Source organism: Dietzia sp. SLG310A2-38A2 (assembly GCF_014145095.1).
In the GTDB taxonomy this organism is placed as follows: Bacteria; Actinomycetota; Actinomycetes; order Mycobacteriales; family Mycobacteriaceae; genus Dietzia.
In genome coordinates this window covers 1-11,071 of record NZ_JAALDX010000181.1, presented here as the reverse complement: position 1 = coordinate 11,071, position 11,071 = coordinate 1, and the positions used below count along the sequence as shown (strand labels likewise).

At 69.5% G+C, this 11,071-nt stretch carries 11 protein-coding genes; 1 reads left to right on the top strand and 10 read right to left on the bottom strand.

Annotation, left to right across the window (positions count from 1 at the left end; all coding sequences use genetic code 11):
- Positions 1-116 precede the first annotated feature (116 nt).
- The 4 genes from G6027_RS07130 to G6027_RS07115 all read right to left on the bottom strand — a co-directional run bounded on the left by G6027_RS07130 (position 117) and on the right by G6027_RS07115 (position 3,776).
- Positions 117-908: an ABC transporter ATP-binding protein gene (locus G6027_RS07130; protein ID WP_182636567.1), complete on the bottom strand. Its 792-nt coding sequence runs from the start codon at positions 906-908 to the stop codon at positions 117-119.
- Positions 909-910: 2 nt separating this feature from the next.
- A complete protein-coding gene (locus G6027_RS07125) occupies positions 911-1,885 on the bottom strand; it encodes an ABC transporter permease (RefSeq protein ID WP_182636566.1) in 975 nt (324 codons plus the stop codon).
- Positions 1,882-2,868 carry an ABC transporter substrate-binding protein gene (locus G6027_RS07120; RefSeq protein ID WP_182636565.1) on the bottom strand — a complete coding sequence of 329 codons (987 nt, stop codon included), beginning with the start codon at positions 2,866-2,868 and terminating at the stop codon, positions 1,882-1,884. Before G6027_RS07120 ends, G6027_RS07125 begins: the two co-directional genes overlap by 4 nt.
- A 104-nt stretch (positions 2,869-2,972) precedes the next feature.
- Positions 2,973-3,776, bottom strand: a complete 804-nt coding sequence (locus G6027_RS07115; RefSeq protein ID WP_182636564.1) for an SIP domain-containing protein — start codon at positions 3,774-3,776, stop codon at positions 2,973-2,975.
- Positions 3,777-3,946: 170 nt separating this feature from the next.
- Here G6027_RS07115 and G6027_RS07110 point away from each other — a divergent pair, with 170 nt between their 5' ends.
- Positions 3,947-4,816 carry an oxygenase MpaB family protein gene (locus tag G6027_RS07110; RefSeq protein ID WP_182636563.1) on the top strand — a complete coding sequence of 290 codons (870 nt, stop codon included), beginning with the start codon at positions 3,947-3,949 and terminating at the stop codon, positions 4,814-4,816.
- Positions 4,817-4,867: 51 nt separating this feature from the next.
- Here the strand turns inward: G6027_RS07110 and G6027_RS07105 are convergent, their stop codons facing one another.
- The 6 genes from G6027_RS07105 to G6027_RS07080 all read right to left on the bottom strand — a co-directional run bounded on the left by G6027_RS07105 (position 4,868) and on the right by G6027_RS07080 (position 10,938).
- On the bottom strand, positions 4,868-5,854 hold the full coding sequence (locus G6027_RS07105; protein ID WP_182636562.1) for a linear amide C-N hydrolase: 987 nt from the start codon (positions 5,852-5,854) through the stop codon (positions 4,868-4,870).
- A gap of 162 nt (positions 5,855-6,016) precedes the next feature.
- Positions 6,017-7,792 (bottom strand): GMC oxidoreductase, encoded by a 1,776-nt coding sequence (locus G6027_RS07100; RefSeq protein ID WP_182636561.1) that lies wholly within the window; start codon positions 7,790-7,792, stop codon positions 6,017-6,019.
- Positions 7,785-8,675: a hypothetical protein gene (locus G6027_RS07095; RefSeq protein WP_182636560.1), complete on the bottom strand. Its 891-nt coding sequence runs from the start codon at positions 8,673-8,675 to the stop codon at positions 7,785-7,787. Before G6027_RS07095 ends, G6027_RS07100 begins: the two co-directional genes overlap by 8 nt.
- A 78-nt stretch (positions 8,676-8,753) precedes the next feature.
- On the bottom strand, positions 8,754-9,299 hold the full coding sequence (locus G6027_RS07090; RefSeq protein WP_182636559.1) for a YetF domain-containing protein: 546 nt from the start codon (positions 9,297-9,299) through the stop codon (positions 8,754-8,756).
- Positions 9,300-9,405: 106 nt separating this feature from the next.
- Complete coding sequence (locus G6027_RS07085) at positions 9,406-10,287, bottom strand: sulfite exporter TauE/SafE family protein (RefSeq protein WP_182636558.1); 882 nt, start codon at positions 10,285-10,287, stop codon at positions 9,406-9,408.
- 54 nt (positions 10,288-10,341) lie between these two features.
- Entirely contained in the window at positions 10,342-10,938 is a 597-nt protein-coding gene (locus G6027_RS07080; protein WP_182636557.1) for a rhodanese-like domain-containing protein, read from the bottom strand.
- Between the last annotated feature and the right edge of the window lie 133 nt (positions 10,939-11,071).

The following is an 11,071-nucleotide window of genomic DNA, read 5'->3' as shown; positions in this document are numbered from 1 at the left end:
TTGCAACAACCACTTGACTCCAAGGAGAGGCGGGTGTACGGAACGCTCTTGTCGATGGGGGCCGGGGTCCGATGGGTCCGGGCGGGGTCCGATGGGTCCGGGCGGGAGAGGGGGCCTCAGCCCAGGAACGCCTTGTCGGACAGCGTCGCGCCCTTGATGTTGGCGAACTCCTTGAGCAGGTCCTGCACGGTGAGCGACGCCTTCTTCTGGTCGTCCGCCTCGTAGACGATCCGGCCCTCGTGCATCATGATCAGCCTGTTGCCCAACCGGATGGCCTGCTCCATGTTGTGCGTGACCATGAGCGTGGTGAGCCCGCCTTCGCGGACGATCCGCTCGGTGATCGTGGTGACCAGCTCGGCCCGCTGCGGGTCCAGGGCCGCGGTGTGCTCGTCGAGCAGCATGATCCGCGGTTGGGTGAACCCGGCCATGAGGAGTGATAGGGCCTGCCGCTGGCCTCCCGAGAGCAACCCGACCTTGGCGGTGAGCCGGTCCTCGAGTCCCAACTCGAGCATGGCGAGCTGGTCGGCGAACTGCGCGCGGCGCTTCTTGTTCAGGCTGGGGCCGAGTCCGCGCCGCCTGCCGCGGAGTACCGCGAGCGACAGGTTCTCCTCGATGGTGAGGTTGGGCGCGGTCCCGGCCAGCGGGTCCTGGAAGACGCGGCCCACATACTTCGCGCGCTTGTGGTCGGGCAGTCGGGTGACGTCCTTGCCGTCGATCTCGATGCTGCCGCCGTCGGCGATCAACCGCCCCGACACGGCGTTGAGCAGGGTCGACTTTCCGGCGCCGTTGGAGCCGATCACGGTGACGAAGTCGCCCTCGGCCATCGTGAGGCTGAGTCCGTGAAGGGCCCGGCGCTCGTTGACGGTGCCCGGGAAGAAGGTCTTGGACACGTCCTTGACTGTCAGCATCGTCAGGTCTCCTTGGCGCCGGTCGCGGCGGTGTCGGCGGACTCGGGTCCTGCGTCGACGGCGGCCCCGCTACCCGCCACCGCGCGCTCGTTCGCGGCGACCGCGGTGGTGGGTCTGCGCCCGAACCGGCCGCCCATGGCCCTCCACTTGGGCGCGAGGAGCGCTATCACCACGAGTATGGCCGTGACCGCCCTCATGTCGTTCGGGTTGAGCCCCACCTCGAGCGCCACGGCGATGATGAGCTGGTACAGGACCGCGCCCACGATCACGGCGTACACCGCGAGCCACAGCTTGCGCTGGCCGAGGATCGCCTGTCCCAGGATGACGGAGGCCAGGCCCACCAGGATCAGGCCGATGCCCATCGAGATGTCGGCGAAGCCCCGATACTGCGCCAACAGTGCGCCGCACATGCCCACGAGGCCGTTGGACAGCGCCAGGGTGAGGGTCTTGGTGAAGTCAGTCGAGACGCCGAAGGAGGAGATCATCGGGCCGTTGTCGCCCGTGGCGCGGATGGACAGGCCCAGGTCGGTGGTGAGGAACCAGACCACGACGAGGCCGAGCAGTCCCACGGCCCCCGCGAGGACGGCGACGCCACCCCAGGTGCCGAGGATGCCGGCCTCGCGCAGCGGTGTGAACGCGGTGTCCTGGCGCAGCAACGGGGCGTTGGCGCTTCCCATGATCCGCAGGTTGACCGACCACAGCCCGATCATGGTGAGGATGCCGGCCAGGAGGCCGTCGATCTTGCCCTTGGTGTGTAGCAGGCCGGTGATGATGCCGGCCAGGAACCCGGTGACGAAACCCGCGAGGGTCGCGAACACCGGGTTCCAGCCGGCGAGGAGTGCCGTCGCCGCGGTGGCGGCACCGGTGGTGAAGCTGCCGTCGACGGTGAGGTCGGGGAAGTTGAGCACGCGGAAGGTCAGGAAGACCCCCAGCGCCATGACCCCGTAGATGAGGCCTACCTCGACGGCGCCGATCACTTCTTCTCAGCCTCGGCGAGGATGTCCTCCGGGATGGTGACGCCCTGACGCTCGGCGGCGTCCTCGTTGACCACGTAGGTGAACTCGGCCGCGGTCTCGACCGGCATGGTGGCCGGGTCCTCGCCGTCACGCAGGATGCGCAGCGCCATCTCGCCGGTCTGGCGGCCCAGCTCGGTGTAGTCGATGCCCAGCGTGGCGACGGCGCCGCCCTCGACGGTGCCCTCCTCCGCGGCGATCACGGGGATCTGCTTGGCCTCGGCCACCTGGACGAGTGCGGCGATACCGGACACGACCATGTTGTCGGTCGGGACGTAGATCGCGTCGACGTCACCGAGCGCCTCGACGGCCTGCTGGATCTCGTTGACCGAGGTGACGGTCTGGGTGACGATCTCCAGGTCGAGCGGGCCGGCGGACTCCTCGGCCTGGTCCACCTGGACCTGCGAGTTGACCTCGCCGGAGGCGTAGACGATGCCCACGCGCTCGGCGTCGGGGACGATCTCCTTGAGCAACTCGAGCTGCTCGTCGATCGGCGCGGCGTCCGAGGTGCCGGTGACGTTGGCGCCCGGCTCCTCCATCGAGTCGACGAGCTCAGCCGAGACCGGGTCGGTGACCGCGGTGAACAACAGCGGGATGTTGATGATGTTCTGGGCCATCGCCTGGGCGGCCGGGGTCGCCACCGCCAGGGTGAGGTCCAGGTCGTCGGCGGCGAACTGCTGCGCGATGGTCAGCGCGGTGGCCTGCTCACCGTTGGCGTTCTGCTCGTTGAACTCCACCTCGACGCCGGCCTCGGAGAAGGCCTCCTTGAATCCCGCGGTGGCCGCGTCGAGTGCGGGGTGCTGGACGAGCTGGTTGATGCCGATCGCGTAGGACTCGCCGCCGCCACCGCCGGCGGTGTCATCGTCGGAGCCGCCGGTGCAGCCTGCGAGGACGAGTGCCGAGGTGGCCACCAGTCCGGTGAGGATCGTCGCGCGTGAGAATGCCATGTGCCATGCCTTGTCTACGGTCACGGGTGAGCGTGAGGGGCCGGATGCGTTAACAGTGCTGGCACATGAGGGTACCGGGTCGCACCGACCGGGTAACCCGGGACTCACCTCACGGGTTGCTGATCCGGCTCCGATTCCGCCAACTCGCGTTTCCAGGTGCGGAAGCCCTCCTCGGTGCGGCCGCGCCGCCAGTACCCGGAGATCGAGGCCCGGCGGGCCGGGACGCCGCGTTCGGAGCGCAACAGTGGGCGCAGATGCTTCATCACTGTCTCGGCCTCGCCGTGCACGAACACCTGCACGTCGCCGTCCGGCCACGGCATCTCGCGCACCGCGACGACCAGCGGCGCGTCGCCGTCGATCTGTCCGGGGCCGGCCTGCGTGGAGGGGGCCCCGCGGTGCAGCCAGGTGATCTGCACGCCCTCCGGAGCGGTGAGTGTCACCTCGTCGTCGTCGTCACCCACCTCCAGGAACACCGCCCCCACCGCGTCCGAGGGCAGGGATTCCAGGGCGGCGGAGATCGCGGGGACCGCGGTCTCGTCCCCGGCGAGGAGGTGGAAGTCGGCCTCGGAGTCGGGACGGTACCCACCGCCCGGCCCTCGGACGGCGACGTCGGTCCCGGGCGCGACCGTCCGGGCCCACGGCCCCGCGACGCCCGCGTCCCCGTGCACGACGAAGTCGATCCAGATCTCGCGCGCCACGAGGTCGACGCGTCGCACGGTGTAGGTCCGCACCACGGGGCCGTCCCCGGAGGGCAGTTCGAGTTTGACGTAACTGTCGGTCTCCGCGCGCGGTGCGAAGGCGTCGAACCCCGCGCCGCCGAGGACGACCCGCACCATGTGGGCGCTCACCGCCTCGGTGCGGAGCACGGTGAGGGTGGTCGGGGTGGGGCTCTTGCGCTCGTCTGCCACGAAGGTCTCCTCTAGTTAGGTAACCCTATCCTGCCAGGCGGTGCGTTCCGGTCGCTCGGCCGACCGGCGGGGCCTCCCGGCTCGATTCATGATGTAAGATATATGTGATCTGAAACTCGAGCACGTACGGCATGATCGCGCGGCACGCGCCGTGCACAGGGAGTGACGTGATGAACCCAGGAACGCGATCCGTCGACGCAGACGTCGACCCGAGGAGGATCCGGCACCTCCCGGACCTGTCCACGCATCTGTGGTTCTGGCTACCCGCCGCGAACGTGGTGATGCAGCTGGCCGACCCCGCGGTCGGGTACGGCGTGGTCGAGAGCCGCGTGGACCGAGGCCGCGGCGACCTCCGCCCGATCAAGCGTGGTCGGACCACCGCCCAGTACCTCGCCGTGGCGACGCTGGGGAACCAGGCTGACCGGCAGTTCTTCCACGACGCGGTGCGTGAGATCCACGCGCAGGTCCACTCGACCGAGTCCAGTCCGGTCCGCTACAACGCCAACTCCGCGACCTCGCAGACGTGGGTGGCGCTCTGCCTGGTCCGCTACTACATCGATCAGTGGGAGATGGTGCACGGGCCGCTGTCGGAGGCGGAACTCGACCGGGTGATCGAGCTCGCGCGACCGCTCGGGACCACACTGAACGTCCCGGAGGCCCGTTGGCCGGCGACCTGGGCCGAGTACGAGAGACGATTCGCCGAGGGCATCGACGGCGTCCGGATCGACGACACGGTTCGCGAGTACCTCCAGTCGCTCGCCGACTTCGCGGTCCTCGAGGTCCGGATGAAGCAGCTGGGGACACTCGCCCACAAGACACTGGGGCCCTGGAGTCTGTCGATGACCAAGTTCGCGGTCCCCGCGCGAATCCGTGACGAGATGCGCTGGACGATCACCCCTCAGGACCTCCGCCGCCGCCGCATCATCGTGAACCTCGCGGCCGCACTCGACACCGTTCTGTCCAGGCCGCTACGTGTGGTCTACACACTCAACCTGTGGGACCTGCGGGCGCGCCGACGGCTGGGGGTCAGCGTCTTCTGAGTACGGGCGGCAGGAAACCCGGTGGGGGTGCCGGGCGCCCGGGAGCGGCTCTCAGGACGCGCGGAGGAACTCCATGGGGGCCGTCGCCTCGAAGTGGGCGCTGACCTCTCCGACCAGACCCCCCTCGAGCCCGGTGTCGGCGACCAGGTCGAGTTTGCGGACCGGTGCGCCCTCGGAGAAGTCGAGGTGCTCCAACCGGACCCACACGATGTTGGGCCGCCCGGTGTTCTCGAAGACGTACACACCGTCGACGTGGTCGGTGATGGTCCGCCACAGGGTTGTGGAGGCGTTCGGTTGGTCCGGATCCGGCATGCGGAACGGTTGCGACGCGTTGCGCATCACGCTCAGCAACTCCGCGACGGCCCCCGTCCGGTCTGCGGGAGCCGGGAGTCGGTCCAGGTAGAAGGCCGCGCGGGCGAACCGCTCGTCGGCGTCCGTGCCGCCGGGCAGCGGGCGGTCACCGCCGAAGCCCTCGATCTCGCGGAGCCGCTCGAGTTGCTCGGCGAACGGCGGCGAATTGGTCATCACCGTGTAGGCCCGGTCATGCCAGATGTGGGGTTCGCCGTCGATGTACTCGATGATCGCCGAGTCGCCGGTGCGGTCGTCGAGCGCCAGGTGGACGGTCACGGTCTGGCCGGTGACCGGATCTCCCGAGGTCCGGATCTGGACCCGGGACTGACGCATCCAGTCCACAGCCTCGGCGACGGTCGCGAAGTTGTCCAACATGTACTGCACCCACGCGGAGGCGCTCAACGCCGGACGGTCCGGATCGCGCTCGCCGTACTCGGACTCCGCGAGCCACAGCAGATGCCCGGCCAGGCCCGCCTCGTTGATCCCGTCCGTGCTCGCCACGTCATAGGCGGCGGCCACGACGCTGCCGTACGTCGAGGTCCAGCGCAGGGTGTCATCGACCCCGTTGTCGCGGGCCATCCCCCGGGGGAACGCCCACAGGTTGGTCCGCACGTCGACCCCGTAGTCCATGGTGCGGCCGGCCAGGACAAGGTCCTCGCCCGGAGACCAGAGCGTTCGCGTGCACATAGGTTGCCTTCCCGAAGCATCGACCGGAGATGAAGAAAACTATCACCCCGGGTCCGGGTCGGGACGCGAACGCGTCGGGGCCGCCGACGGGGGGACCGTGATCAGCGCGCCTGTGCTCAACCCGCCCGTGAGCAGCGCTCCCTCGTATCGGCGCCCCGCCGATCAGAGCCCCATCGCGTTCATGCGGGCGGAGATCCTGGCATCCGTGCTCACCACCGGGGCCTCCCTGCCTACCCAGGAGTCCCCGCCGAAGTACAGCTGGAAGATCTTCTCCGCCGTCCGGGTGGCGAGCGCCTGCGTGGTCAGGGTCGGGTTGGGTCCGCCGAGCGCGTTGGCGAGCGCCGAGTTGTCGGCGATGAACAGCCGCTTGACCCACCGCGCCTCGGCGTTCGCGTCGAGCACCGAGTTCTGGTCGGACTCGCCCATCCGCATCGACGAGTGCACGTGGAGCAGCAGCGGAGCCCAGTCCAGCCGGTACACCTTCTTCGCCCCGGCAGCCCGCATGATCTCCGCGGACTTGCGCACCATGAACTCCCGGTTCTCCTGGGTCCGCGGGGAGCGGTTCCGCAGCGTGATGTCGAGCTTGGCGGGCGCGCCGTTCTCGTCGGCGGGGAACAGGGACGGGGTGATCCTGTTTGTCGACTGCACGTGATCGTCGGTGATCACGAGGAAGTTGAGCAGGTTGTCGATCCCGCCCATCATGAGGTCCTTGAGTTCGTTGCCCACCAGGCGGCCCGAGGGGCCGTCCCACGGTCCGTAGAGTCCGCGCCCGTTGTCGTAGACCCCGCGGACCCCGGAGTCGGACAGCGACAGCGTGAAGGCCTGGATCGCCGGGCCGAGCCCCACGTTCTCCATGCCGCCGCGGCCCGGCCAGTCCATCCGCGCCGCCGAGTTCGCGCCCTTGGAGTTGCCGGTGTACTCGTCGAAGCTGCCCACGACCCAGTCGAAGTGGTGGTCGGTGTGCCCGCGGCCGACCCAGTCGTTCGGATTGGGCAGCCCGCTGTTGAACCACAGGCGGGGACTCTCGGTGACCCCACCGGCGAGCACCACGACGCGGGCGTCCTCGGAGAAGATCTCCCCGGTGGTGTTGTTCCGCCACGTCACGCCCCGGGCCACGGTGTGCGGACCCTCCTGCTCGTGACGGATCGACTGCACGAAGCTGTCCGCGATCAGCTCGAACGCCCGCCCACCGGGGCGTACCGCGTCCGCGGCCAGCCCGAGCGGGACGTAGCTGTTGTCGGTGGACCGCTTGGCGTACTGGTTCCGCGGCGCCTGCCGGGGTACATAACACCCCTGGAAGCAGTGGCCACAGAACGTGCAGCCGGTCGCCTGCGGGTAGGTGAGCAGGTTGGCGTCGTCCGTCCGTCCCGAGTTCCCCCCGGGCTGGAGGATCGCGTTCTGCTGGGGCCGGAACGCGGGCCTGGTGATGTCCCGGGAGGTCTGGACCGGCAGCCCGACCGCTTCGCAGCCCCGGAAGGTGATCTCCTCCTTGGTGCCCATCGCCGCGGTCTCCACCGGCAGCGTGGCCTCGACCCATTCGAGGTAGGGGACCAGTTCCTCGTAGCTGAAGGGGAAGCGGTGGGCGGTGTCGTACTCCGCCGCGTCGGCACCCGTGTAGCCGCTGAACGCCCCGGGCATGGGGCGGGGACTGTTGCCGTAGTAGTGCTGGGTGGTGCCGCCGACACCGGACAACTGCCAGACGAAGAGGTTGTTGGTCCATTCCCGGAACCACGCGGGCTTGTCGCGGTCCTCCGGCCCGAAGCGGAGGAACCCGTTGTTCGGGTTGTTGGCATCGTTCTCCGCGTGCGACCACTGGCTCTCCGGATCGGCGTGCCGGGGGCCGCCCTCCAGGACGAGCACGTCCAACCCACGTCCGGCGAGTTCGGCGGCGACGACGGGGCCACCACCTCCCGCTCCGATGACGATGACATCACGCATCTGCAGGCACCTCCGTGCGGTTCTGGTAGTAGCCGATGAACTCGGGATGACCGTCGACCAGGCCGGTCGGCCGGTATCCCGTGAGGTCCCACGGCACGGGGCGCGGATCCACCGTCCCGGTCGCGGGGTTGTAGGTGTTCTGCTCGGAGTAGACGCCGAACGCGGTGCCCTGGAGCAGGATGCCCCCGGCGAACCGGAGGAACCCCGACGCCGAGCCGCGTAGGGGGACCGGCAAGGCACCGTCGATGATCGAGACCAGCTGGGGGACGGGACCCTCGATCCCCTCGAGCACCCTGCACTTGTCCCCGAGCGACAGGCGGGAGAACGGCGAGCCGAGGGGGCCGACAATTGACCCGGGGTTCACCAGCAGCGCGCCGGTGTTGAGGAGGAGCGCCACTGGCAGGGACAGAGGGAGCACGCGGTCGCTGTAGATGTAGCCGAGCACCTGGTCGATGCGGCGGCCGTCGGGCTCACTCAGTCCGAGGAAGGGCTCGGTGGGGATCCCCATGTCGGAGAGTGCCTCGCCCAGCCCCAGGGCGAGGGGGCGCGCGAGTTGGTCACCCATTCCCAGGTAGTTGTCGAACAGGTCCTTCATGAACTCGCCGCCGCCGACCTCGATCGGGCCCGGGTCCATGCGTGGCGTGCCCTGTTGTCTCGACCACTCGTCGGGTCCGGGCATGACCATCACGCACAGCGCCCGCATGGTGTCCAGGGAGAACTCCTCGACCGCGTCGAGGACGGCACTGCCGGTCCCCTGGGCGTTCGCTCGTCCCACCGGCCCGAGCGAGCTGTTCAGGGCCCCCGGAAACGCGACGCCCGCGCTGACGAATGCACCGAACAGGGACGCCCGCGCGAGAAATGCCCTCCGGTTGAAATGATCCATGACCCCGCCTTCCACGATATCGGTTGGGCCACGGTAGCTATGTGATCCGGATCACGCCACCGCTCGGGGATATTTCTCTTATCCTTCGTTGTCTCGGATGTCGTCTCGGCCCGTGAACGGCAGCAGGCTCGAGGCGTCGCCCAGATCGTCGCGACCAATCACCCCCAGGCTGCCGTCCTGTTGGAGGATCACCGCCGCGACCTGCTCGAGAGAGCCCTTCCCCGATTGCCGGGCCGCCGTGTGGACATCGTCCTCGAGAAGGCGGTGGCTCCGCAGGGCCCGGCCCTGCATCCGTCCCTGGTAGTAGAGGAGGACCGGCGGGCTGTCCAGCAGGGACCGGACCCGCGGTGACCTCGCGCGGACCGCGGCGAACAGCCACTGGAGGCCGACCAACAACGCCAACACCAGGACCGTCTGGGCGAGGGGCACCGAGGTCGCGGTGAGTGTGCGTCCGAACGCCGAACCTATGGTCACGGCCACGATGAAGTCGAGGGGTGTCATCTTGGCCATCGTGCGTGGGCCGGATACCCGGAGGATCACCACCAGGGCGACGAAGCCACACACGACCATGACGACGGAGTGGACGACCGGTTCCCAGCCGTCCCAGAGCAGAGTTGTATCCATGACGCGAATGGTGCGCGCACCGCGGTCGGAGGACAACCGGCGTCGACGACAACGGCCCCGACCGCACGGGCCGTGGCCCATGCGGTCGGGGCCGTTCAGCTCCGCGTCACGAGGCCCGGGCGGCGATCGGTGTGGAGGATCTCAAGGGGCAGCGGTCCTTGGCGGCGAGCAGACAGGTCGCCGCGGCACTGGCCAGGACCACGACGATGCCGAGGATGATGGGTGCGGCGGGGAAGGGCAGTTCCTGGGACAGGACGAAGGCGCCCATGACCAGGACGAAGTAGCCGAACCCCTTGCGCAGTGCCTTCTCCGGCACCACGGAGGTCAGCCGGATGCCGACGAATGAACCGGCGATCGCGGCGGCGGTGACCGCGGCGACCAGCGGCCAGTCCAGGCTGACCGAGGTGAGGTAGCCGCCGAGTCCGGCGAAGGACTTCATGGCGATGACCAGCAGGGAGGTGCCCACCGCGGCGGTCATCGGCAGGCCCGCCAGCAGGACCAGGGCCGGGACGACGAGGAATCCGCCTCCTGCGCCGACCAGTCCGGTCGCGGCACCCACGACGAGGCCGTCGAGCAGGATCCGCCACAGCGGGTGGTGGTGGTCGCCGCTCTGCCCGTCGCGGTCTTTGCGGCCGCGGATCATGGCGCCGGCGGTGGCGATCATCATGCTCGCGAAGGCGACCATCAGGACGGTGCCGGGGATGTAGCCGCCGGCCAGTCCGCCGCCGAACGCGCCCACCATGCCGGCCGCGCCGAAGATCAGACCCGTGCGCCACTGGACGTTGCCCTTGCGGGCGTGGCCGATGAGGCTGACCAGCGAGGTGGCGCCCACGACGAACAGGGAGGTGGCGATGGCCTCTTTGGGGTCGAGTCCGCCGATGTAGGTCAGCAGCGGCACGACCAGGATGGACCCGCCCCCGCCGAGCAGGCCCAGGGACAGTCCGACCAGGACGGCCAGGGCCACGACGATGATCGTGGAGATCTCCATGTCAGGTGCCTTTCTCCGGCGGGGCGCCGGCTCCGGTGTCGGGAGTGGGGTGGGTCAGGAGCGGGCGGGCAGCGAGTCCAGGACGGAGCCGAGCCCGGGCTCGTCGGCCGAGCGGTTCCACGGCATCTTGGCCAGGGCTGCGGCCATGGCGCAGGAGTTGCTCGCCGCGGAGTAGGTCAGCCCGGCCCCGATGGCGCCGGCGAGGTAGGCGAACTTCGGGGAGATCACCTTCGAGGCCGTCACGCCCGCCAGGACGAGGGAACCGGCGACCATCCGGACCTGCCGGTCCATCGCCCAGGCGCCCTTGCCGCGGACGACCTCGCCGCCAGCGGACTCGTAGCCGGCGATCCCGCCGTCCAGGACGGTGACCGAGTCGGGGTCCACGCCCACGGACTCGAGGCGCTGGTTGGCCTGGCGGGCGCGGTTGCCGGACTGGCAGATCAGCACGACCTGCCCCGGTAGGCGGGAGGCGAACTCCTCACCGTGCTCGGCCAGCAGGGGCAGCGGCACGTTGTAGGAACCGCGGATATGGACCGAGGAGTACTCGGCGCCGGACCGCACGTCGATCACGGTGGGCGGGGTGTCCGAGTCCATCGCCTCGCGCAGGTCGGCCGGGGCGATGGTCGGGGCGTTCGTCAGCGTGGAGAGCATGGGTGAAGCGAAATCCTTTGAGTGTGCGGAACGTGGGGTCAGGTGGCGGCGGGGCGCCACCGGACCGGGTGCCGGACCGGGTGCCGGACTGGTGGTCCGACCTCCCGGGGCGCCACCGGGCCGGGTGCCGGAC